20 protein-coding genes, 4 tRNA genes and 1 riboswitch are annotated in these 21,871 nt (G+C 58.1%); of the genes, 18 read left to right on the top strand and 6 right to left on the bottom strand.

Annotated features, from left to right (window positions below; genetic code table 11):
* The first annotated feature begins 127 nt into the window (after positions 1–127).
* The 7 genes from HP062_RS12800 to astE all read left to right on the top strand — a co-directional run bounded on the left by HP062_RS12800 (position 128) and on the right by astE (position 7,972).
* Entirely contained in the window at positions 128–1,348 is a 1,221-nt protein-coding gene (locus HP062_RS12800; protein WP_010457244.1) for an aspartate aminotransferase family protein, read from the top strand.
* Positions 1,349–1,551: 203 nt separating this feature from the next.
* Positions 1,552–2,571 (top strand): arginine/ornithine succinyltransferase subunit alpha, encoded by a 1,020-nt coding sequence (gene aruF, locus HP062_RS12795; protein ID WP_010457242.1) that lies wholly within the window; start codon positions 1,552–1,554, stop codon positions 2,569–2,571.
* A 70-nt stretch (positions 2,572–2,641) separates the two neighbouring features.
* Entirely contained in the window at positions 2,642–3,667 is a 1,026-nt protein-coding gene (gene astA / locus HP062_RS12790) for an arginine N-succinyltransferase (RefSeq protein ID WP_010457241.1), read from the top strand.
* Positions 3,664–5,133, top strand: a complete 1,470-nt coding sequence (astD, locus tag HP062_RS12785; RefSeq protein ID WP_167362295.1) for a succinylglutamate-semialdehyde dehydrogenase — start codon at positions 3,664–3,666, stop codon at positions 5,131–5,133. Before astA ends, astD begins: the two co-directional genes overlap by 4 nt.
* A gap of 161 nt (positions 5,134–5,294) precedes the next feature.
* Positions 5,295–6,641, top strand: coding sequence for an N-succinylarginine dihydrolase (gene astB, locus HP062_RS12780; protein ID WP_172791490.1), 1,347 nt, complete (start codon positions 5,295–5,297; stop codon positions 6,639–6,641).
* A 20-nt stretch (positions 6,642–6,661) separates the two neighbouring features.
* Positions 6,662–6,949, top strand: a complete 288-nt coding sequence (locus tag HP062_RS12775; protein ID WP_010457234.1) for a hypothetical protein — start codon at positions 6,662–6,664, stop codon at positions 6,947–6,949.
* Between the two features lie 12 nt (positions 6,950–6,961).
* Entirely contained in the window at positions 6,962–7,972 is a 1,011-nt protein-coding gene (gene astE, locus HP062_RS12770) for a succinylglutamate desuccinylase (protein WP_010457232.1), read from the top strand.
* 125 nt (positions 7,973–8,097) lie between these two features.
* Here astE and HP062_RS12765 read toward each other — a convergent pair whose 3' ends face one another.
* Positions 8,098–8,607: a 6,7-dimethyl-8-ribityllumazine synthase gene (locus tag HP062_RS12765; protein ID WP_008071834.1), complete on the bottom strand. Its 510-nt coding sequence runs from the start codon at positions 8,605–8,607 to the stop codon at positions 8,098–8,100.
* Positions 8,608–8,709: 102 nt separating this feature from the next.
* A riboswitch (FMN riboswitch) is annotated at positions 8,710–8,881 on the bottom strand.
* 197 nt (positions 8,882–9,078) lie between these two features.
* On the opposite strand from HP062_RS12765, the gene ltaE reads away from it, so the two are divergent.
* The 7 genes from ltaE (at position 9,079) to HP062_RS12730 (ending at position 15,051) form a co-directional block, all read left to right on the top strand.
* On the top strand, positions 9,079–10,083 hold the full coding sequence (ltaE, locus tag HP062_RS12760; RefSeq protein WP_172791489.1) for a low-specificity L-threonine aldolase: 1,005 nt from the start codon (positions 9,079–9,081) through the stop codon (positions 10,081–10,083).
* A gap of 146 nt (positions 10,084–10,229) precedes the next feature.
* Positions 10,230–12,854: an alanine--tRNA ligase gene (gene alaS / locus HP062_RS12755; RefSeq protein WP_010457228.1), complete on the top strand. Its 2,625-nt coding sequence runs from the start codon at positions 10,230–10,232 to the stop codon at positions 12,852–12,854.
* A gap of 91 nt (positions 12,855–12,945) precedes the next feature.
* A complete protein-coding gene (locus tag HP062_RS12750; RefSeq protein ID WP_008033100.1) occupies positions 12,946–14,187 on the top strand; it encodes an aspartate kinase in 1,242 nt (413 codons plus the stop codon).
* 190 nt (positions 14,188–14,377) lie between these two features.
* Complete coding sequence (gene csrA, locus HP062_RS12745; protein WP_003178872.1) at positions 14,378–14,566, top strand: carbon storage regulator CsrA; 189 nt, start codon at positions 14,378–14,380, stop codon at positions 14,564–14,566.
* 62 nt (positions 14,567–14,628) lie between these two features.
* Positions 14,629–14,719, top strand: a tRNA-Ser gene (locus HP062_RS12740).
* Between the two features lie 107 nt (positions 14,720–14,826).
* Positions 14,827–14,903 (top strand) — tRNA-Arg (locus tag HP062_RS12735).
* A 71-nt stretch (positions 14,904–14,974) separates the two neighbouring features.
* A tRNA-Arg gene (locus HP062_RS12730) sits at positions 14,975–15,051 on the top strand.
* A gap of 19 nt (positions 15,052–15,070) precedes the next feature.
* Here HP062_RS12730 and HP062_RS12725 read toward each other — a convergent pair.
* Positions 15,071–15,589 (bottom strand): cell envelope protein SmpA, encoded by a 519-nt coding sequence (locus tag HP062_RS12725; protein WP_145309741.1) that lies wholly within the window; start codon positions 15,587–15,589, stop codon positions 15,071–15,073.
* Positions 15,590–15,908: 319 nt separating this feature from the next.
* Between HP062_RS12725 and mgtE the strand changes: the two genes are divergently transcribed.
* The gene (gene mgtE / locus HP062_RS12720) at positions 15,909–17,351 is read left to right on the top strand and encodes a magnesium transporter (protein ID WP_010457218.1); all 1,443 of its coding nucleotides are present in this window, start codon (positions 15,909–15,911) and stop codon (positions 17,349–17,351) included.
* Positions 17,352–17,452: 101 nt separating this feature from the next.
* On the opposite strand, the gene HP062_RS12715 is transcribed toward mgtE, so the two are convergent.
* Positions 17,453–17,779 carry an Arc family DNA-binding protein gene (locus HP062_RS12715; protein WP_003178899.1) on the bottom strand — a complete coding sequence of 109 codons (327 nt, stop codon included), beginning with the start codon at positions 17,777–17,779 and terminating at the stop codon, positions 17,453–17,455.
* Positions 17,780–18,163: 384 nt separating this feature from the next.
* Between HP062_RS12715 and phnN the strand changes: the two genes are divergently transcribed.
* On the top strand, positions 18,164–18,736 hold the full coding sequence (gene phnN, locus HP062_RS12710) for a phosphonate metabolism protein/1,5-bisphosphokinase (PRPP-forming) PhnN (protein ID WP_172792575.1): 573 nt from the start codon (positions 18,164–18,166) through the stop codon (positions 18,734–18,736).
* Here the strand turns inward: phnN and HP062_RS12705 are convergent.
* A complete protein-coding gene (locus HP062_RS12705) occupies positions 18,711–18,890 on the bottom strand; it encodes a PA3371 family protein (RefSeq protein WP_010457208.1) in 180 nt (59 codons plus the stop codon). The two genes, phnN and HP062_RS12705, sit on opposite strands and share 26 nt — an antisense overlap.
* 23 nt (positions 18,891–18,913) lie before the next feature.
* Positions 18,914–19,147 (bottom strand): hypothetical protein, encoded by a 234-nt coding sequence (locus HP062_RS12700; protein ID WP_077749184.1) that lies wholly within the window; start codon positions 19,145–19,147, stop codon positions 18,914–18,916.
* Between the two features lie 290 nt (positions 19,148–19,437).
* Here HP062_RS12700 and HP062_RS12695 point away from each other — a divergent pair.
* Positions 19,438–19,514: transfer RNA gene (locus tag HP062_RS12695), tRNA-Arg, on the top strand.
* 145 nt (positions 19,515–19,659) lie between these two features.
* Positions 19,660–20,556: an FRG domain-containing protein gene (locus HP062_RS12690; RefSeq protein ID WP_172792574.1), complete on the top strand. Its 897-nt coding sequence runs from the start codon at positions 19,660–19,662 to the stop codon at positions 20,554–20,556.
* Positions 20,557–21,077: 521 nt separating this feature from the next.
* Here HP062_RS12690 and HP062_RS12685 read toward each other — a convergent pair.
* Entirely contained in the window at positions 21,078–21,275 is a 198-nt protein-coding gene (locus tag HP062_RS12685) for a KTSC domain-containing protein (RefSeq protein ID WP_172791488.1), read from the bottom strand.
* Positions 21,276–21,871: the final 596 nt, after the last annotated feature.

Raw genomic sequence — 21,871 nt, 5'->3', positions numbered from 1 at the left:
CCGGCTGAAACCGGGGTTTGCGCTATAAGAAGTTGTCGCTTGGCGGCAAGGCCGGGCTGAAAACTGTCCTTACAATCCCCCCATCGCTCGCCAGTTTCCGGCGAGTGTTCCTCTTCAGGAGACTCCGATGTCCGTTGAGCACGCTGCGGTAGAACGCGCCGATTTCGACCAGGTAATGGTTCCCAACTACGCGCCTGCCGCATTCATTCCAGTGCGTGGTGCCGGTTCCCATGTCTGGGACCAGTCTGGCCGCGAGCTGATCGACTTCGCTGGCGGGATTGCCGTTAACGTATTGGGCCATGCGCACCCGGCGCTGGTCAGTGCCTTGACCGAGCAGGCGAACAAGCTGTGGCACGTGTCCAACGTGTTCACCAATGAGCCGGCCTTGCGCCTGGCGCATAAGCTGGTCAACGCCACCTTTGCCGAGCGTGCTTTCTTCTGCAACTCCGGCGCCGAAGCCAACGAGGCCGCCTTCAAGCTGGCCCGTCGCGTCGGTTTTGATCGGTTCGGCAGCGAGAAGTACGAAATCATCGCCGCGCTCAACAGCTTCCACGGCCGTACCCTGTTCACCGTGAACGTCGGTGGCCAGTCCAAGTATTCCGATGGTTTCGGTCCGAAGATCACCGGTATCACCCACGTGCCGTACAACGATCTGGCGGCGCTGAAAGCCGCCATTTCCGACAAGACCTGCGCCGTGGTTCTGGAACCGATCCAGGGCGAGAGCGGTGTGATCCCGGCTGAGCTTGAGTACCTGCAAGGCGCCCGCGATCTGTGCACCGCGCACAACGCGCTGCTGATCTTCGACGAAGTGCAGACCGGCATGGGTCGCACCGGCCACCTGTTCGCCTATCAGCATTACGGCGTGGTCCCGGACATCCTGACCAGCGCCAAGAGCCTGGGCGGCGGTTTCCCGATCGCGGCGATGCTGACCACCGAAGACCTGGCCAAGCATTTGGTCGTCGGCACCCACGGCACCACTTACGGCGGCAACCCGCTGGCGTGCGCGGTCGGGGAAGCGGTGATCGACGTGGTCAACACCCCTGAAGTGCTGGCCGGCGTCAAGGCCAAGCATGCCAAGTTCAAGGCGCGCCTTGAGCAGATCGGTGAAAAGTACGGCATTTTCACCAAGGTCCGCGGCATGGGCCTGCTGATCGGTTGTGTACTGAGCGACGCCTGGAAAGGCAAGGCCAAAGACGTCTTCAACGCCGCCGAGCGTGAAGGCCTGATGATTCTGCAAGCCGGCCCCGACGTGGTGCGTTTTGCCCCAAGCCTGGTGGTTGAAGACGCAGACATCGACGAGGGCCTGGACCGCTTCGAACGCGCTGTGGCCAAGTTGACGCAAGCCTGATAGACCCTTCGGCGCCTGACATTTCAGGCGTCGAACCCAATTTTTATGCCGGACCCGCTCTTCTGTAGGAGCAAGGCTTGCCCGCGAAAGCGGCGTGTCAGACCCCTTGTTATTGGCTGACACACCGCTTTCGCGGGCATGCCTCGCTCCTGCAAGGGTTCGGCTTATTTTCCCCAAAAGAGTTACGAGAAAGGAGTGACACCATGCTGGTGATGCGCCCCGCGCAAATGGCTGATCTGGGCGAGGTACAGCGTCTGGCTGCGGACAGCCCGATTGGTGTCACTTCCTTGCCGGATGACGTTGAACGCCTGAGCGACAAGATCGCCGCAAGCGAAGCCTCGTTTTCCGCGGAAGTCAGCTTCAACGGCGAAGAAAGCTATTTCTTCGTCCTCGAAGACTCGACCACCGGCAAATTGGTCGGTTGCTCTGCAATCGTTGCCTCCGCCGGTTACTCCGAGCCGTTCTACAGCTTTCGCAATGAAACCTTCGTGCACGCCTCCCGCGAGCTGAAGATTCATAACAAGATTCACGTGCTCTCGCAGTGCCACGACCTGACCGGCAACAGCTTGCTGACCAGTTTCTACGTGCAGCGCGAGTTGGTGGGTTCGCCTTGGGCCGAGCTCAACTCCCGTGGTCGTCTGCTGTTCGTTGCCAGCCATCCGGAGCGCTTTGCCGATTCCGTGGTGACCGAGATCGTCGGTTACAGCGACGAAAATGGCGATTCGCCGTTCTGGGACGCCATCGGTCGCAACTTCTTCGACCTCAACTACGCCGAAGCCGAGCGTCTGTGCGGCCTGAAGAGCCGGACCTTCCTCGCCGAACTGATGCCGCATTACCCGATCTACGTGCCTTTGCTGCCGGACACCGCTCAAGAAGCGATGGGCCAGGTGCATCCGCGAGCCCAGATCACCTTCGACATCCTGATGCGCGAAGGCTTCGAGACCGATCACTACATCGACATTTTCGACGGCGGCCCGACGTTGCATGCCCGCGTCTCCGGGATCCGTTCGATCGCGCAGAGCCGTGTGGTGCCGGTGAAAATCGGCGAGGCGGTCAAAGGTGTCGGTCGTCAGTACCTGGTGGCCAACGCCCAGTTGCAGGATTACCGCGCTGTATTGCTCGAGCTCGATTACGCGCCGGGCAAACCCGTGACCCTGGATCTGGAAGCGGCCGAAGCCCTGGGCGTCGGTGAGGGTGCGAGCGTGCGCCTGGTGGCGGTTTAACGACTGCTTGAGTGTTTAGAAAGCAGCGAAGTTTCGCGGGTGGCGCAAGCGGCCCGTTTGAGGAGATAGCATGATCGTTCGTCCTGTACGCAGCAGCGATTTACCCGCTCTGATCGACCTGGCCCGCAGCACCGGCACCGGCCTGACCACCTTGCCGGCCAACGAAGAACGTCTGGCCCATCGGGTCGGCTGGGCCGAGAAGACCTTTCGCGGTGAAGCCGGGCGGGGCGATGCAGACTACCTGTTCGTGCTCGAAGACGATGATGGCCGCGTGGTGGGCATTTCCGCCATCGCCGGCGCTGTCGGCCTGCGTGAGCCTTGGTACAACTTCCGGGTCGGCCTGACGGTCAGCGCTTCGCAAGAGCTGAACATCTATCGCGAGATCCCGACGCTGTTCCTGGCCAACGACCTGACCGGCAACTCTGAGTTGTGCTCGCTGTTCCTCCACGCCGATTACCGCACGGGCCTCAACGGCCGCATGCTGGCCAAGGCGCGGATGCTGTTCATCGCCGAGTTCCCGCAGCTGTTTGGCAACAAGATCATTGCCGAGATGCGCGGCGTGTCCGACGAAGCCGGGCGCTCGCCATTCTGGGAAAGCCTGGGCCGTCACTTCTTCAAGATGGAATTCAGCCAGGCCGATTACCTGACTGGCGTGGGCAACAAGGCGTTCATCGCCGAACTGATGCCGAAATTTCCGCTGTACACCTGCTTTCTGTCGCCAGACGCGCGCAACGTCATCGGTCAGGTTCACCCTGACACCGAGCCGGCGCTGGCCATGCTCAAGAGCGAAGGTTTCAGCTACCAAGGTTACGTCGACATCTTCGACGCCGGCCCTGCGGTCGAGTGCGAAACCGGCAAGATCCGCGCCGTGCGCGATAGCCAGGCACTGGTGTTGGCCATCGGCACGCCGGGTGATGACGCTACTCCGTTCCTGATTCACAACCGCAAGCGCGAAGACTGCCGCATCACTGCCGCGCCAGCACGCTTCGCCGCCGGTACGTTGGTCGTTGATCCGCTGACCGCCAAACGTCTTCAACTCAACGCCGGTGATCAAGTGCGCGCCGTTCCGTTGTCTGCTGCCAGGGAGTCGAAATAATGAATTCGCTATACATCGCAGGTGAATGGCTGGCCGGTCAGGGCGAAGCCTTCCAGTCGCTGAACCCGGTGACCCAGCAAGTGCTGTGGACCGGCGAAGGCGCGACCGCCGCTCAGGTTGAGTCGGCCGTGCAGGCTGCTCGTCAGGCGTTTCCGGGCTGGGCCCGTCGCACCCTGGACGAGCGCATTACCGTGCTTGAAGCCTTTGCCGCCGCGCTGAAAAACCACGCTGACGAACTGGCCCGCACCATTGGTGAGGAAACCGGCAAGCCGTTGTGGGAAGCCGCAACGGAAGTGACCAGCATGGTCAACAAGATTGCGATCTCGGTGCAGAGCTACCGCGAGCGTACCGGCGAGAAGAGCGGTCCGCTGGGCGACGCCACCGCCGTGTTGCGCCACAAGCCACACGGTGTGGTGGCGGTGTTCGGGCCTTACAACTTCCCGGGGCATTTGCCGAACGGTCACATCGTGCCGGCACTGCTGGCCGGTAACAGTGTGCTGTTCAAGCCCAGCGAACTGACGCCGAAAGTCGCCGAACTGACGGTTAAATGCTGGATCGAAGCCGGTCTGCCAGCGGGTGTGTTGAACCTGCTGCAAGGCGCTCGCGAAACCGGTATCGCCCTGGCGGCGAACCCGGGCATCGACGGTCTGTTCTTCACCGGTTCGAGCCGCACCGGCAATCACCTGCATCAGCAATTCGCCGGCCGTCCGGACAAGATCCTCGCGCTGGAGATGGGCGGTAACAACCCGCTGGTGGTGGATCAGGTCGCAGACCTCGATGCTGCCGTTTACACCATCATCCAGTCGGCATTCATTTCCGCCGGCCAACGTTGCACCTGTGCCCGCCGCTTGCTGGTGCCGCAAGGTGCCTGGGGCGACACGTTGCTGGCGCGTCTGGTGGCGGTCAGCTCGACGATTGAAGTCGGTGCGTTTGACCAGCAACCGGCGCCGTTCATGGGCTCGGTGATTTCCCTCGGCGCGGCGAAAGCGCTGATGGATGCGCAAGAGCATCTGCTGGCCAATGGCGCCGTGGCGCTGCTGGAAATGACTCAGCCTCAGGCGCAAGCCGCGTTGCTGACACCGGGCATCCTGGACGTGACGGCTGTCGCCGATCGTCCTGACGAGGAGCTGTTCGGCCCGTTGCTGCAAGTGATCCGCTACGCTGATTTTGAAGCGGCGATTGCTGAAGCCAACGACACGGACTATGGGCTGGCGGCTGGTTTGCTGTCGGATTCCGAAGCGCGTTATCAGCAGTTCTGGCTGGAAAGCCGTGCCGGTATCGTCAACTGGAACAAGCAGCTGACCGGCGCCGCGAGCAGCGCGCCATTCGGCGGCGTCGGCGCTTCGGGCAACCACCGCGCCAGCGCCTACTACGCCGCAGATTACTGCGCGTACCCGGTGGCCTCGCTGGAAACGCCGAACCTGGTGTTGCCTGCATCGCTTACACCTGGCGTGAAGATGGCGTGATGCCCATCGCCAGCAGGCTGGCTCCCACAGGTTCGGTGGTGTTCACACATTTTGTGTACGACCCCATCACTGTGGGAGCCAGCTTGCTGGCGATGGCCGCGACGCGGTCTTACTGAATAGTTACTGAAGCCATAACAACAGATTCTCGTGGAGCCTCGCTGATGAAATCCTATGAAGTCAATTTTGACGGTCTAGTGGGGCCGACCCATAACTACGGCGGTTTGTCCTACGGCAACGTCGCGTCCCAGAGCAACAGCCAGCAGTCTTCGAACCCGAAGGAAGCCGCGCTGCAAGGCCTGGCGAAAATGAAAGCGCTGATGGAAATGGGCTTTCAGCAAGGCGTTCTGGCCCCTCAGGAACGTCCTGACGTTGCGGCCCTGCGCCGTCTGGGCTTCAGCGGCACCGACGCGCAAGTGATCGAGAAAGCCGCCAAAGATGCGATGCCCTTGCTGGTCGCCAGTTGCTCGGCGTCGAGCATGTGGGTGGCCAACGCCGCCACGGTCAGCCCGAGTGCCGATACTGCGGATGGCCGCGTGCATTTCACCGCTGCCAACCTCAACTGCAAATACCACCGCAGCATCGAACACCCGACCACCAGCCGCGTGCTGGGGGCGATGTTCGCTGACCAGAAACACTTTGCTCACCACGCCGCCTTGCCGGCGGTGGCGCAGTTCGGCGACGAAGGCGCGGCCAACCACACCCGTTTCTGCCGTGAATACGGTGAAGCCGGCGTCGAGTTCTTCGTGTTCGGTCGCAGCGCATTCGACACCCGCTACCCGGCTCCCCAGAAGTACCCGGCGCGCCAGACGCTTGAAGCCTCGCAAGCCGTTGCTCGCCTGCACGGCTTGAGCGATGACGGCGTGGTCTTCGCCCAGCAGAACCCATCGGTGATTGATCAGGGCGTGTTCCACAACGACGTGATCGCGGTAGGTAACGGCGAGGTGCTGTTCTATCACGAGGACGCGTTCCTCGACACCGAGCAGATGCTCGCTGAACTGCAGGGCAAACTCGCAAAAGTCGGTGGGAAATTCCAGTCAATTTGCGTCCCGCGTTCTGCCGTTACCGTTGAAGACGCCGTTCGTTCCTACCTGTTCAATAGCCAACTGCTGACCCGCCCTGACGGTTCTATGCTGTTGATCGTGCCGGAAGAGTGCCGTGGCAATGAACGCGTCTGGCAGTATCTGCAAGGTTTGACCAGCTCCGGCGGCCTGATCCGCGAAGTGAAGGTTTTCGATCTGAAACAAAGTATGCAGAACGGCGGTGGCCCGGCTTGCCTGCGGTTGCGTGTCGCACTGAATGAAACCGAACTGGCGGCGGTCAACCCAGGGGTTATCATGACGGCACCGTTGTACGGCACGCTGACCGAATGGGTCGACAAGCACTACCGTGACCGCATGGCCGAAACCGACCTGGCGGACCCGCAATTGCTGCTTGAGTGCCGGACGGCACTGGATGAACTGACGCAAATCCTTAGACTGGGCGCGGTTTATCCTTTCCAGATCAATTGAACGTCGAGAGCGTAAAAAACATGAGCGATACCCTGCAGCTGATCCTTGAAGACACCGACGGCACGCAACTGGAAACGTCCTGCACCCGCGTCGCGGTCCTGTGGCAAGGCAAAGAGCTGTGGATCCAGCAGGACGGCCGCGGCCAGCTGCTGATCGGCGTGGACGTTGAGGAAGGTGATGCCGAATACGCAAACCTGCTGCTGCGCCCATTAGCGACTAATCTGGTAAGTCTGCAACTGGAAATGGAACCGGCTGAAGTCGGCGACGAAGACCACGTGCACGGCCCGGATTGCGCACACGACCACTAAGGAAATCGCTCTATGCTCGCCCTCGGCAAACTGCTTGAACTGACCCTCGCCGGCCGCGAACCGGCGGAGAAGACTCAACTGACTGTCGAAGGCGTGCGCATGCGCTGGTTGAGCGAAGGTGCGCTGGAAGTCCGGCCGCCTGAGGCGCGCGACAATGGCCTGGACCTGCTGCTGTCAGCGGGTATCCATGGCAACGAAACAGCGCCGATCGAGTTGCTCGATCGCCTGTTGCATGACATCGCGCGTGGCGACTTGAAGCCGCGCGCACGCATTCTGTTCCTGTTCGGCAACCCGGAAGCGATTCGCAAAGGCGAGCGCTTCGTCGAGCAGGACGTCAATCGGCTGTTCAACGGCCGTCACGAACAAACCAGCGGCTCCGAAGCCCTGCGCGCCTGTGAACTGGAGCGGCTGGCGGCGAGTTTCTTCAGCCTGCCGGATCGCAGCCGCCTGCATTACGACCTGCACACTGCGATTCGTGGTTCGAAAATCGAGCAGTTCGCGTTGTATCCCTGGAAAGAGGGGCGCCAGCATTCACGTCTCGAGCTGGCCCGTTTGCGTGCTGCCGGTATGGAAGCGGTGCTGTTGCAGAACAAGCCGTCGATTGTGTTCAGCTCTTACACCTACGACAAGCTCGCTGCCGAGTCTTTCACCCTTGAGCTGGGCAAGGCGCGGCCGTTTGGGCAGAACGACGGTGTGAACGTCTCGCTGCTTGAAACCCGCCTCCAGCAGATTATCGAAGGCACCGAGCCTGCGGTGACCGACGAAGGCCTGGACGGTTTGCAGTTGTTCAGCGTGGCGCGGGAAATCATCAAGCACAGCGATAGCTTCCGCCTGAACCTGCCGGCGGACATCGAGAACTTTTCGGAGTTGGACGTGGGTTACGTACTGGCCGAAGACATCGCCCAGACCCGCTGGATCATCGAAGAAAAGGGCGCCCGGATCATTTTCCCGAACCCCAAGGTCAAGAACGGCCTGCGTGCCGGCATCCTGATCGTGCCCGCCACCGACGAAAACCTGGCATAACAGACACAGTAGTCCCCTGTAGGAGCGAGGCTTGCCCGCGAAAGCGATTTCATAATCAACATTGATGTTGAATTTAAAATCGCTTTCGCGGGCAAGCCTCGCTCCTACGGGGGCTGGCTCGGGGTTTAGACGGCTACCGCGCGAGGCTCGCTGCGACGCAACGCACGCATCTTGTGCAGCGTATCGGCACAGGTCTTCGCCGCTTCCTGGCCTTTATGCACGAAATGCTCGAAGAAGAACTTCTGATGCTCTTCGCCGGCATGGAAGTGGTGCGGGGTTAAAACCACCGAGAACACCGGCACTTCAGTCTCCAGCTGAACCTGCATCAGGCCGCTGATCACCGACTGGGCGACGAATTCGTGACGGTAGATGCCGCCGTCGACCACCAGGCCCGCCGCGACGATGCCGGCATAACGGCCGGACTTGGCCAGCAGCTTGGCGTGCAGTGGAATTTCAAAGGCGCCGCCGACTTCGAAGAAATCGATGTCCGATTCCTGATAACCCTGGGCAATCATTTCGGCAACGAAGCCCTTACGGCTCTGGTCGACGATTTCCTTGTGCCAGCAGGCCTGGATGAACGCAACGCGCTCGCCCTGATGGTTTTTGCTTTTGCTATCGATTGCGGTGGGTTGCATGTTCTGACTCCTGTTTATGTAAAAAACAGGGCATATGAATCGAATGGGATTTAAGGGTACGCACGCTCGCACGAATGCCTGCGGACGGCCCTTTGGCGCCAATCCCGTTCTCTCTTCATCCGGACTATGACCGTCGGCCCCGGGATCACACCGGGTCTGCTGACCTTGCCGCCAGACACCACCGAAGCCGTGTCTGTCACCAAGCGCTCGCGGGCTATGCGCATTGCGCGCAATTACCGCCGGTGGGGAGTTGCACCCCGCCCTGAGAACGTTTTGCCGCCAGATTGTTTGGCGGCGCAGCTTTTTTAACACATATTTCCTGCCTGTGCATTGCTGCTATCTGATGATTGCTATCGACTTTTTCGCTCACTTGACGGGTCTTTTCCTTCGCTTGGGGTTGATTAATCGTTGTCATGACCGCAGTAATTCCTACCTGAAAGGGATTTTCCCCTGCTTACCGAGGCCAGATTCATGAGCGTTATCGATCTTCGCAGCGACACCGTTACCCAACCGACCGCCGGAATGCTCGACGCGATGGCCAGTGCGCCCACCGGTGACGACGTCTATGGCGAAGATCCGACGGTCAACCGCCTGGAAGCGGAACTGGCAAAACGGTTGGGGTTTGCCGCTGCGTTGTTCGTGCCGACGGGCACCATGAGCAATCTGCTGGGCCTGATGGCTCATTGCGAACGGGGTGACGAATACATCGTCGGCCAGCAGGCACACACGTATAAGTACGAAGGTGGCGGCGCGGCGGTGCTTGGCTCGATCCAGCCGCAGCCGCTGGAAGTGCAGGCTGACGGCTCGTTGGACCTGGCGAACGTCGTCGCCGCGATCAAACCGGACGACTTCCATTTCGCTCGTACACGGTTGCTGGCGCTGGAAAACACCATGCAGGGCAAAGTCCTGCCGCTGGAGTATCTCGCCCGGGCACGCAGTCTTACCCGTGAACATGGGTTGCAGCTGCACCTGGACGGCGCTCGGCTTTACAACGCGGCCGTCAAGTTGGGTGTTGATGCCCGCGAGATCACACAGCACTTCGATTCGGTTTCGGTCTGCCTGTCCAAGGGCCTGGGCGCGCCGATCGGGTCGGTGTTGTGCGGTTCGGCAGAGTTGATCGGCAAGGCGCGTCGCCTGCGCAAGATGGTCGGTGGTGGCATGCGCCAGGCCGGTCTTTTGGCCGCGGCGGGGCTTTATGCGCTGGATAACAACGTTCAGCGTCTGGCCGACGATCACGCCAATGCGCAATTTCTGGCCGACGGACTGCAAAAGGCCGGTTACGAAGTCGAGCCGGTGCAGACCAACATGGTTTACGTGAACATGGGCGACAAGGCCGAGGCGATCAAGGCCTTTGCCGCCGAGCGTGGCATCAAGCTGAGCGCTGCCGGACGCCTGCGGATGGTCACGCACATGGACGTTGACCGCGCTCAAATCGAGCAGGTCGTCGCGACATTCGTCGAGTTTTCTCGCAACTGATCGCCTTGGCGGTCCAATTGACCGTTTCTATCGTATAAACACGCTGTACCCCGCGCGCTGGGCCGATATAATGCGGCCCTTTGCCGTCGCTTCGTCTGTTGACGTTTCGTACAGGCCTTTGGCCGCAGCCTCCGTGGAAGAACCTAATGAAAAGCGCAGAAATCCGTGAAGCCTTCCTTCGCTTCTTCGAAGAGCAAGGCCACACCCGTGTAGCCTCCAGCTCTTTGATTCCGGGCAACGACCCAACCCTGCTGTTCACTAACGCGGGGATGAACCAGTTCAAGGACTGCTTCCTGGGCCAGGAAAAGCGCGCGTACACCCGCGCTGTCTCCAGCCAGAAATGCGTGCGCGCCGGCGGCAAGCACAACGACCTGGAAAACGTCGGTTATACCGCCCGTCACCACACCTTCTTCGAAATGCTGGGTAACTTCAGCTTCGGTGATTACTTCAAGCGCGACGCGATCACCTACGCCTGGAACTTCCTGACCTCCGAGCAGTGGCTGAACCTGCCGAAGGAAAAGCTCTGGGTCACCGTCTACGCCAGCGATGACGAGGCCTATGACATCTGGACCAAGGAGATCGGTGTTCCGGCCGAGCGCATGGTCCGCATCGGCGACAACAAGGGCGCGCCATACGCTTCCGATAACTTCTGGACCATGGGCGATACCGGCCCGTGCGGTCCTTGCACCGAGATTTTCTACGATCACGGCGCCGACATCTGGGGCGGCCCGCCGGGCTCGCCGGAAGAAGATGGCGACCGTTACATCGAGATTTGGAACAACGTGTTCATGCAGTTCAACCGCACCGCCGATGGCGTGTTGCACCCGCTGCCAGCGCCGTCGGTCGACACCGGCATGGGCCTGGAGCGGATCAGTGCCGTGCTGCAGCACGTTCACTCGAACTATGAAATCGACCTGTTCCAGAGTCTGCTGAGCGCATCGGCCAAGGCTATCGGCTGCACCAACGACGCTCAGGCTTCCCTGAAAGTCGTGGCTGACCACATTCGTTCGTGCGGTTTCCTGATTGCCGACGGCGTGCTGCCGTCCAACGAAGGCCGGGGTTATGTGCTGCGCCGGATCGTCCGTCGCGCCTGCCGTCACGGCAACAAACTGGGCGCCAAGGGCAGCTTCTTCTACCAGATCGTAGCGGCCCTGGTTGCCGAGATGGGCGAAGCCTTCCCTGAGCTGAAAGCTCAACAGGCACATATCGAACGCGTCCTGAAAGCCGAAGAAGAGCAGTTCGCCAAGACCCTGGAGCAGGGCCTGAAAATCCTTGAGCAGGATCTGGCCGAACTCAAAGGCGACGTGGTGCCGGGCGATGTGGTGTTCAAGCTCTACGACACCTACGGCTTCCCGATGGACCTGACGGGCGACATCGCTCGCGAGCGCAACTTGACCATCGACGAAGCAGGCTTCGAACGCGAAATGGAAGCCCAGCGCGTCCGTGCCCGTTCCGCCAGTTCCTTCGGCATGGACTACAACAGCCTGGTCAAGGTTGATGTGGCCACCGAATTCACCGGTTACAAAGCCACCAGCGGTTCGGCGAAAGTTGTTGGCCTCTATAAAGAAGGCCAGGCGGTCGACGTACTGAGTGAAGGCGAAGAAGGCGTGGTCGTTCTCAATCAGACCCCGTTCTACGCTGAGTCCGGCGGCCAGATCGGCGATTGCGGTTATCTGCAATCGAGCGGTGGCCGCTTCGACGTGCGTGACACCACCAAGACCGGCGGCGCATTTCTGCACCACGGTGTGTTGGCATCGGGCAGCCTGATCATCGGTTCGCCGGTTGAAACCCACGTTGAAGCCGAGGTGCGCCACGCCACTTCGCTGAATCACTCGGCCACTCACTTGCTGCATGCGGCGTTGCGTAAAGTGCTGGGCGATCACGTTCAGCAGAAAGGCTCGTTGGTCGACAGTCAGCGCCTGCGCTTTGACTTCAGCCACTTCGAAGCCATCAAGCCTGAGCAACTGAAGGCCCTGGAAGACATCGTCAACGCCGAGATTCGCAAGAACTCCGCCGTTGAAACCGAAGAAACCGACATCGAAACCGCCAAGAAAAAAGGCGCCATGGCGCTGTTTGGCGAGAAGTACGGCGACAACGTGCGCGTGCTGAGCATGGGCGGTGATTTCTCCGTCGAGCTGTGCGGTGGCATCCACGCCAACCGTACCGGTGACATCGGCCTGCTGAAAATCATCAGCGAAGGCGGTGTTGCGTCGGGCGTGCGTCGTATCGAGGCAGTCACCGGTGCTGCGGCACTGGCTTACTTGAACGCTGCAGAAGAACAACTCAAGGAAGCGGCCAACCTGGTCAAGGGCAGCCGCGACAACCTGATCGACAAGCTGTCGGCTGTGCTGGAGCGCAACCGTCTGCTGGAGAAGCAACTCGAGCAGTTGCAGGCCAAGGCGGCCAGCGCGGCGGGCGACGATCTGTCGGCTTCTGCCCTGGACGTCAAAGGCGTGAAAGTGCTGGCCGTGCGTCTGGACGGTCAGGACGCCAAGGCGCTGCTGGCGCTCGTCGATCAGCTGAAAAACAAACTCGGCCGCGCAGTGATCCTGCTCGGCAGTGTCCATGAGGAAAAGGTCGTTCTGGTTGCAGGCGTAACCAAAGACCTGACTGGCCAACTCAAAGCCGGTGATTTGATGAAGCAAGCCGCTGCGGCAGTGGGCGGGAAGGGCGGTGGTCGTCCAGACATGGCGCAAGGCGGTGGTACTGACGCTGGCGCACTGGACGCGGCACTGGCCCTGACGGTTCCATTTGTAGAGCAGGGTTTATAAGGCAGGGTGTCCGGCCCGTCGTCTAGTGGCGGGCGGGAACGCTGTTTGAGTGATTATTTGGGCGCCCTTCATGGGCAGAGGCGGCTTTGAAATGGCTTTGATCGTACAGAAATTTGGAGGCACCTCAGTCGGCACTGTCGAGAGAATCGAGCAGGTCGCCGACAAGGTTAAGAAATTCCGCGATGCCGGCGATGACCTGGTGGTTGTCTTGTCGGCAATGAGCGGCGAAACCAACCGTCTGATCGATCTGGCCAAGCAAATCAGTGGTGATGGCCAACCGGTTCCGCGTGAGCTGGATGTGATCGTTTCCACGGGCGAGCAGGTGACGATTGCACTGTTGGCCATGGCGCTGATCAAGCGCGGCGTGCCTGCGGTGTCTTACACCGGCAACCAGGTGCGGATTCTGACGGACAGTGCGCACAATAAAGCGCGTATCTTGCAGATTGATGACCAGAAGATTCGCGGTGATCTGAAGGCAGGTCGTGTGGTGGTTGTCGCCGGTTTCCAGGGCGTCGACGAGCATGGCAACATCACCACCCTCGGTCGTGGCGGTTCCGACACCACCGGCGTGGCGCTGGCGGCGGCCTTGAAGGCCGACGAATGCCAGATCTACACCGATGTCGATGGCGTCTACACCACCGACCCGCGTGTGGTGTCCGTGGCCCAGCGCCTGGACAAGATTACCTTCGAAGAGATGCTGGAAATGGCCAGCCTCGGTTCCAAGGTGTTGCAGATCCGTGCGGTGGAATTCGCCGGCAAGTACAACGTTCCGCTGCGCGTACTGCACAGCTTCAAGGAGGGTCCGGGCACCCTCATTACTATTGATGAAGAGGAAACCATGGAACAGCCGATCATTTCCGGCATCGCTTTCAATCGCGATGAAGCCAAGCTGACCATCCGTGGCGTGCCAGACACCCCGGGCGTTGCATTCAAGATTCTCGGCCCGATCAGTGCCGCGAACATCGAAGTCGACATGATCGTGCAGAACGTTGCGCACGATAACACCACCGACTTCACCTTCACCGTGCACCGCAATGACTTCCAGGCCGCACAAACCGTGCTGGAAAACACCGCTCGCGAGATCGGTGCCCGTGAAGTGGTCGGTGACATCAAGATCGCCAAGGTCTCGATCGTCGGCGTCGGCATGCGTTCTCACGCAGGCGTGGCCAGCCGCATGTTCGAATCCCTGGCGAAAGAAAGCATCAACATCCAGATGATCTCGACGTCGGAAATCAAAGTCTCCGTTGTGATCGAAGAGAAGTATCTGGAACTGGCTGTGCGCGCTCTGCACACAGCTTTCGAACTGGACGCACCGGCCCGAACGGGCGAGTGATGGGTTTTCCAAAGGGCGCGGTCTGACCGCGCCCTTTGTCTTTTTTGAATGGCGCGACCCAGGAACTGTTCTTTTGCTCGCGCTGGTCAATACTCAGGCATGTAGGGCTGCGATCGTTTTCCGGTTGTAGGTCGAGTGCCTTTTTTTTGCAGACTGTTGTCCCTGAAATGAAATGCGTGAGGAGAAAGGTATGCTGATTCTGACTCGTCGGTGCGCAGAAAGCCTGATTATTGGTGATGGCGAAATCACCGTGACCGTGCTCGGCGTCAAAGGAAATCAAGTGCGTATTGGCGTTAACGCACCTAAAGAGGTTGCGGTTCACCGTGAGGAAATCTACTTGCGGATCAAGAAAGAGAAGGACGACGAACCAAGCCATTAATTTTTATCGTTTTTTATGTTTGCAAACGGGGAAGAAGCTGGTTAATATACGCCCCGTGTTGCGGAGAGCTGGCCGAGTGGCCGAAGGCGCTCCCCTGCTAAGGGAGTACACCTCAAAAGGGTGTCGGGGGTTCGAATCCCCCGTTCTCCGCCATTATTTGCGTAGTACGTTGTAATCTGGCTTTTTCGGTAAGTGTTTGAAATTACTAGAAAAAGTGCTTTACATAGAGATTAGACGGCCTATAATGCGCGGCAACAAATGCACTCGTAGCTCAGCTGGATAGAGTACTCGGCTACGAACCGAGCGGTCACAGGTTCGAATCCTGTCGAGTGCACCATTTAAGAGTTGTTTGCAGCAATGCAAATGACTTGGCTCCAACCAGTTGTGATCTGGTATAAAAACACAAATGCACTCGTAGCTCAGCTGGATAGAGTACTCGGCTACGAACCGAGCGGTCACAGGTTCGAATCCTGTCGAGTGCACCAAACACCAAAAAGCCCGCGTTTAACGCGGGCTTTTTGCCGTCCGGGATTTGGCTTTTCCCTTTGTACATCCTTTCTCGTCGAACTCCACATGTGCGCTGCGACCTCGCTTGAGTTCGTAGCGGTAGCTTGTTGCGGAATTCCTGATACTGATCTTGTCCGGCTTGCCCAAGGCGCTCTCGACGTCCTGTTGTGTCATGCCCGCGACTATCCGTTGATTGATGATTGCTTCGCGACGTTCCTTGGCGGTTATCAGGTTTGCGCACTTGTCCTCAGTCTGGCCGACAATGGTTGGCTCCTTCCTTCCGGTTTTCGTCGAGGGTGTCTCCCGAGCGTCAGCCTCAGGCATGAGCGCTATCGCGTTGCCGGGCGTGAAAGTGCGCACCTCTTGCTGCGAGAAGCTTTCACCCTCCGCGCAACTCAGGGTTGTGAAGGTGAGGCGACCGTCGGGTGCTTCGCAACGGTGAAGGATGGTTGCCTGCAACCGGGGTGAAAGGCAGAGCAGGGCAAGCAGTAAAAAATAAAAGGCAATTGATGGCATTAAACGTCCTCCATGACGGTCCATGTCAGGGTAGCCGCTACATTTTTCGATGAGGGTGTGTTTTCTTTTCAGAATGAGTCGTCGCAGTTGGAGAGATCAGGACTGCACTCAGCTTTGTCTTGCAACCGCTTGTTTCAGCCATGATTTTTTGACGTTTAAAACCGTCGGGCGGTGTATCATTGCGCCCGTCAGCCCCGCCGGGGCTTGTGGAATACCTCCATGGACTTACCCAGTAGTTACTCAGTATCCCGTTTTTCCAATCATGAATTGACTGATTGATCCTTCCGGCGTGCCCCGCTGCTGGGAGTGGAGTTCGCCTATGTCTGAAGTAGAAGTAAAGAAAACGCAGGAAAGCTTGCAGGACCGCCTCGCTCAAGTCGTTGAGCTGCTGCAGCGCCAGCGGGTGGTCGAAGACCTGACTCATCGCCAGGAAGGTCCGCATCACGACCGGGTCGAGAACCTGGTACACCGGCAAAACCTCGTCGAGCTGCAACGCAAGCTCGATGATCTGCACTCCGCCGACGTTGCCTACATCCTTGAAGCCTTGCCGCTGGACGATCGTCTGACGCTTTGGCAATTGGTCAAGGCGGATCGCGACGGCGACATTCTCCTCGAAGTATCCGACTCGGTTCGTGAAACCCTGATCGCCGACATGGACGATCACGAGCTCCTGGCTGCGGCCAAGGACATGGACGCCGACGAACTTGCTGACCTGGCTTCCGAGCTGCCGCGAGACGTTGTCCACGAGCTGATGGAAACCCTCGATGGTCAACAGCGTGAGCGCGTCCGCTCCGCGTTGTCCTATGACGAGGAGCAAGTCGGTGCGCTGATGGACTTCGAGATGGTGACCATCCGTGAGGATGTCAGTCTCGAAGTCGTGCTGCGTTACCTGCGGCGTCTCAAGGAGCTGCCGGGCCACACCGACAAACTGTTTGTGGTCGACTACGACGGCGTGCTCAAGGGCGTGCTGCCGATCAAGCGTTTGCTGGTCAACGATCCGGAAAAGCAGGTTTCGGAAGTCATGGCCAGCGACCCGGTGAGTTTTCACCCGGACGAAGATGCCTACGACGCCGCTCAAGCGTTCGAACGTTACGACTTGATCTCGGCGCCTGTGGTCGACAAGAACGGCAAGCTGATCGGTCGTCTGACCATCGATGAAATGGTCGACCTGATCCGTGAAGAGAGCGAAAACGAAGTGCTCAACATGGCGGGTCTGCGCGAAGAAGAAGATATCTTCGCTTCGGTCTGGAAATCCCTGCGCAACCGTTGGGCCTGGCTGGCGGTCAACCTGATCACCGCGTTTATCGCATCCCGGGTGATCGGCCTGTTTGAGGGCTCCATCGAAAAACTGGTGGCACTGGCGGCATTGATGCCGATCGTGGCCGGTATCGGTGGCAACTCGGGCAATCAAACTATCACCATGATCGTTCGAGCCATGGCGCTGGACCAGGTGAGCACCGGCAATACCTCGCGATTGATGCGCAAGGAGCTGGCCGTCGGTTTGATCAATGGCCTGGTCTGGGGTGGCGTGATTGGCGTTGTGGCCTATCTGCTTTATGGCAGTTGGTCCCTCGGGGTGGTGATGACCGCCGCCATGACGCTTAACTTGTTGCTGGCGGCGTTGATGGGGGTCTTGATCCCGATGACTCTGGCGCGGCTTGGGCGCGATCCGGCGATGGGTGCCAGCGTTATGATCACTGCCATGACTGACAGCGGCGGGTTCTTCATCTTCCTCGGGCTGGCAACGATTTTCCTGCTCTGACTGACCTGCTTTAAGAAACCCGCCAATTCGGCGGGTTTTTTATGGCCGAATTTCAGGCAAAAAAAAGCCAGCGATTATGCTGGCTTGGCTTTCGGGTCGAATCAGGAAGCGTCTGCGGCCATTTCGGCGTCATGGGCAATCAGCGAAACAAGAGCATTTTGCTGGCGGTGGGAGAGTTGGCGGAAGCGTTGCAGCAGTTCACGTTCGTGCAATGACAGCTCCGGGCTGTCCAGGCGCATGCTCAACTCTTCGCCCAGTGCACCTTCCTGAATAAGACTCTGCTCAAGGCGCGCAATGATTTCGGAGTTCATGCTGCGATGATGATTGCGAGCCACCTCGGCAATGCGTTCACGCATTCCGTCTGGCAGACGTACGACGAACTTGTCAGCCGTACGGCTGGAATAAATTGCCTGTTTCAATGGGCGCATATATTTAACCGGTTAGTTCAGGGGAGCGGTTCTCGGGATTGGCCGCAGGATGTCTGATAGGACAAGCTCTCTGGCCAAATGTTCAACCTGAATTGATAGAGGCTCGCATCATGCCTCAAAGCAGCCAGATCATTGGCGTCAATTCTGTGACAAATATTGAGCTGGGTAAAGGCGTTATGCCAGCACCTTTATCGAAAATGTGGACTGGTTAGAAAACTTTGGTCCCTGCCCGTATCGCTGACCGCGTGCTCTTCCCGTCAGGTGATGCCCGAAGGCGCCTGAAGGTGCATGCTACGCGGATTCGATCCTTGGTCCTTACCTTATACAGGATAGTGGCAAATGGCCGATTTACTAGTGGCAGACCCGCACAGGGGGGGATTCAGGATGGATGGCAGGCTGATTTACTTGATGGGGCCTTCCGGATCCGGCAAAGACAGCCTCATCGAAGCGGCTCGACAACCTTTACGCTCGATAAACGGCGAAGTGGTACGACGGGTCATTACGCGTTCGGCTGAATCCGTAGGCGAAGATGCCATCGGAGTCTCTCGCGAGGAGTTCGAACAACGCCGCGACAAGGGTGACTTTGCGCTGTCGTGGCACGCCCATGGCCTGGATTACGGCATTCCGGTCCAGATCGACCATTGGCTGGAAGAAGGTCGTCATGTCTTGGTCAATGGCTCTCGTGGCCACCTGGCCGAGGCACTGCAACGCTACCCGACATTGTTGCCGGTGCTGTTGACGGTCCAGGATGAGGTATTACGCGAGCGACTGATGAAGCGAGGCCGTGAGAGCCTTGCAGAAATTGAAGCCAGATTGCGCCGCAACAGGTTATTTACAGCGAAGGATCCTCTCGTTGATTCTCATATCTATCGACTCGACAACTCAGGCGAGATTGCCGTCACCGTCGCCAATCTTCTGAAATTGCTGAACGTCAGCGCAGAACCGGATCGAATTTGATTTTGCGTCCGATAATCAGCGCCAGCACGAACAACGCGCCGAAAACGCCGCAGGCGATCAGGGGTACGGTGGCAACCGTGTCCGGGACCAATGACAGATGAAGAATGCCGCTCAGTAAGGCAAGGATCAAAAATCCTGCGGCTGATTTGGACATTGCTGTGCTCCTGATAGGGTGATTCAAAATACCAAGCGTTCCGAAGTCTGAGACACCGGAAGATAATTTTGCTGGCTTACGTCCTGGCCAACAAAGCCGCGCTGATCGTTCATGACCGCCAATTGCGGGGCTTTTTGCAGCTGGAGGTAATGCGGCATCCGATGCGCGACCTGCTCAGCGCCGCTCTCGGCGGCAAAATGACCACCCAGCAGGACGGTAAGAGCGATTGCATTCGAGAGTAAAAGGACGCTGTTCATGAGGCTAACCTCGGTTGTTCGTAAGAACAGCTAAAGCAGCCCGCGTGCCAAGAGTCTAACGGCAATTAAATCCTTTAAAAACAAAGAATTAACTTATTACTTAAAGAGGCCGTCGTTGCAAATTGCAATGATGGCATTTTGAGAGGATGCAATTTGCACGGTAAATTAAGCCACGATGACAAGGGGCGGCTGCCTACACTTAAAAAGCCCTACGGACGACATGACAAAAGCAGGCCTGGCCGTTAACATGCTCGCCGTCTATCGCACCGCATCCCAGCGGGGCGATCTGTGTCTCAGTAGCTCAATTGGATAGAGCATCCCCCTCCTAAGGGGAAGGTTGGCAGTTCGAACCTGCCCTGGGACACCATATATTTAGCGCCTCTCCGGCCATTCTCGTGTTGAACGGTTTTTATCGTGACAGCAGGGTGACAGCAGGAGGAATCTAAAAGCCTCGCTACGGTTTACCTAGCGGGGCTTTTTTGTGCGAAAAGGAAGGTTACTTTCAGGGGGGTATGGTGAGAAAGCACGCATCGTTTACTGAGCGCAACTTTGAGACGGCGGAAGATCTATGGCTGGCTCTATCACCGACAGCTAAGCTTACCGATGGGCCAGAGAACTTCATTTATCGAGGTCAGGCTGACGCGAGTTGGTCACTGATTCCCTCCATCCTGCGCCCTCGCAACCAGCCACCCATTACGTCCTATGACGATATGGTTGATGCCAGTGAGATGGTTTTTTTTGAACTGATCATCTTGAGCAGCTTTGCGGATCACTGTGATGCTATCGGTATTTCCATCCCCAATGACTCTCAAGGCTTCCGCGAGTTTGCGATCAATACGCAGACGGCTGATAGGTACTACAAAGATCCGTCACTCTGGCCGAATCCTCACGTGCTGGATTTGATGGCAATGGCCCAGCACCATGGAGTGCCAACGCGCCTACTTGATTGGACGACTAAACCGTTCACGGCCCTTTACTTTGCGGCAAGCTCTGCGATCGCCGACTATGCAAATTGGTCTGATACGAAGCGCTTAGCTATCTGGGCGATGAACCGTGATCAGCTTGGGCTTCATCCCAAAATTACTCTACACAACTCGCCGGGCGCAATTAGTAGGCATCTTGCCGCGCAGGGTGGTTTGTTCACTGTTCATCCTCACTCGGGATTCCGCGCTGGCCAGTTCACAGTGCAAGGGCTAGAACAATATTTTGCCGATATCCCTGGCCCGATGATTAAGTTCACCCTGCCAGTTTACGAGTCCGTCAAATTACTTCAGCTGTGTCGCAAGGCGGGATTCAGCGGAGCGAATGTCTACCCCACAGCTGACGGCGCGGGTAGAGCCGTTATGGATGACCTTAACAGTGAAGGGGCACGTAGATTCTGGAATCGTACGGAAATTTTAGTTAGGTAACGATGATTCACCGTCCCTGAACGGCGCACAGCTGTAGTCGAACAATTTGCATGAAATGCCGTTGCTCGGATGCCACTACCTGTAACACGGTTTGAGGGTGCGTCCCCTTGCCCCTATAGCAACGCCTCCTCCAGCGAGGGAAGAAGTCTTATTGGTTGGCGGCATCGGATGCCTTTCAGATGTCATCACCCGGCTTTGCTCGGGTGTAACACCTATCAGTGATGTAACACCACCTTTCGATCACACAGTGCGAACGTGTAACGCATGAAAAGTCCTTTAATTACAATCTGTTAGTGTTTTTCGTAACGCGTGTAACACCGGTAACACGGTTTGAGGGGGCACCCCTTGCCCTCTGTGGCTACGTCTCCTCCAGCGACGGAGAAGTCCTCGCCGGGCAGGGCGCCGATTTTTACGGGGCCTCCCCGAGGGCCGCCCACTACACAGGTTATCGAACTCGCGGAATCTCTCTAGCTGAAACCTTTGCAGGGATGTCCGTCTTCCCAAGTGGAAGACGGGCCTCATCACTGATAACGATCACGTATGTGCTGGTTGTAGTAGGCGCCCTTGGATACAGCGGATATCAACCCGTTGTGTATAGCCATGGGGACGTTGTAGAAGTCGTAGGAATGTCCCTGTTGAAAACGGATCCGCATCTGTTTGGTGCCTGGATCATAACCAACAGCGGTCATTGCACTGGAGTACACGGCAATCATTTCCATGACATCTATCCCGCTGATTGATCGTCAACAGATACTAGTCGAGTTGCCGGGTACTGCCGTCCCGTGCGCCAAAAGGCGCCGGGGACCCTGAGGACTTTCAAAGGACACGGGGTCGGAAACCCGCGGGATCTTGTTAGTGGAAGCTGTTCCAGCTTACTGAAATTTCAACGTTGAAATTGAAAGGATCTTGAAGAAAAAGGGACATCGTTACCGTATCGGTAATGGTGATCAAAGATCGGTCGTTTCGTAGGGCAAATGCACAGGTGAACCGGCAGTTCACCGGGTTCACCTGTTCACTAAGCTGGGAGTACTCCCGCTAACAAGCTCTGGCGGGTTTCCGACCCCGTGTGTGTCTCAATGCCTCAGGGGCCCCGGCTCTTGCTGGAATCTCCTCGCTGGTGGAACTAAATGCTAATGGGGAGCGGGGACAGACACCTGTTAAAAAGCGTGTTACGCCAGTTACAGGTGTTACAAATTGATTTAACTGGCTGAATTTAAAGAGGAAAAATATCGTAACACCTGCTTGGAGCTTCCCCCGTGTTTGGTGTAACACTGCGGAAAGGTGTTACGCATGTAGTCAATCGGCAGGAGCCAAG

Origin of the sequence: Pseudomonas sp. B14-6, assembly GCF_013260315.1 — a bacterium.
GTDB classification, from domain to species: domain Bacteria; phylum Pseudomonadota; class Gammaproteobacteria; order Pseudomonadales; family Pseudomonadaceae; genus Aquipseudomonas; species Aquipseudomonas mandelii.
The sequence above is the reverse complement of the archived record's forward strand: the minus strand, read 5'-3'. Positions and strand labels throughout refer to the sequence as shown.

What these genes read in the sequence shown, in the direction of transcription:
- HP062_RS12800 (WP_010457244.1), top strand. Translation starts at nt 128, where the DNA reads ATGTCCGTTGAGCACGCTGCGGTAGAACGCGCCGATTTCGACCAGGTA.
- aruF (WP_010457242.1), top strand. Translation starts at nt 1,552, where the DNA reads ATGCTGGTGATGCGCCCCGCGCAAATGGCTGATCTGGGCGAGGTACAG.
- astA (WP_010457241.1), top strand. Translation starts at nt 2,642, where the DNA reads ATGATCGTTCGTCCTGTACGCAGCAGCGATTTACCCGCTCTGATCGAC.
- astB (WP_172791490.1), top strand. Translation starts at nt 5,295, where the DNA reads ATGAAATCCTATGAAGTCAATTTTGACGGTCTAGTGGGGCCGACCCAT.
- HP062_RS12775 (WP_010457234.1), top strand. Translation starts at nt 6,662, where the DNA reads ATGAGCGATACCCTGCAGCTGATCCTTGAAGACACCGACGGCACGCAA.
- astE (WP_010457232.1), top strand. Translation starts at nt 6,962, where the DNA reads ATGCTCGCCCTCGGCAAACTGCTTGAACTGACCCTCGCCGGCCGCGAA.
- HP062_RS12765 (WP_008071834.1), bottom strand. Translation starts at nt 8,607, where the DNA reads ATGCAACCCACCGCAATCGATAGCAAAAGCAAAAACCATCAGGGCGAG.
- ltaE (WP_172791489.1), top strand. Translation starts at nt 9,079, where the DNA reads ATGAGCGTTATCGATCTTCGCAGCGACACCGTTACCCAACCGACCGCC.
- alaS (WP_010457228.1), top strand. Translation starts at nt 10,230, where the DNA reads ATGAAAAGCGCAGAAATCCGTGAAGCCTTCCTTCGCTTCTTCGAAGAG.
- HP062_RS12750 (WP_008033100.1), top strand. Translation starts at nt 12,946, where the DNA reads ATGGCTTTGATCGTACAGAAATTTGGAGGCACCTCAGTCGGCACTGTC.
- csrA (WP_003178872.1), top strand. Translation starts at nt 14,378, where the DNA reads ATGCTGATTCTGACTCGTCGGTGCGCAGAAAGCCTGATTATTGGTGAT.
- HP062_RS12725 (WP_145309741.1), bottom strand. Translation starts at nt 15,589, where the DNA reads ATGCCATCAATTGCCTTTTATTTTTTACTGCTTGCCCTGCTCTGCCTT.
- mgtE (WP_010457218.1), top strand. Translation starts at nt 15,909, where the DNA reads ATGTCTGAAGTAGAAGTAAAGAAAACGCAGGAAAGCTTGCAGGACCGC.
- HP062_RS12715 (WP_003178899.1), bottom strand. Translation starts at nt 17,779, where the DNA reads ATGCGCCCATTGAAACAGGCAATTTATTCCAGCCGTACGGCTGACAAG.
- phnN (WP_172792575.1), top strand. Translation starts at nt 18,164, where the DNA reads ATGGATGGCAGGCTGATTTACTTGATGGGGCCTTCCGGATCCGGCAAA.
- HP062_RS12705 (WP_010457208.1), bottom strand. Translation starts at nt 18,890, where the DNA reads ATGTCCAAATCAGCCGCAGGATTTTTGATCCTTGCCTTACTGAGCGGC.
- HP062_RS12700 (WP_077749184.1), bottom strand. Translation starts at nt 19,147, where the DNA reads ATGAACAGCGTCCTTTTACTCTCGAATGCAATCGCTCTTACCGTCCTG.
- HP062_RS12690 (WP_172792574.1), top strand. Translation starts at nt 19,660, where the DNA reads ATGGTGAGAAAGCACGCATCGTTTACTGAGCGCAACTTTGAGACGGCG.
- HP062_RS12685 (WP_172791488.1), bottom strand. Translation starts at nt 21,275, where the DNA reads ATGGAAATGATTGCCGTGTACTCCAGTGCAATGACCGCTGTTGGTTAT.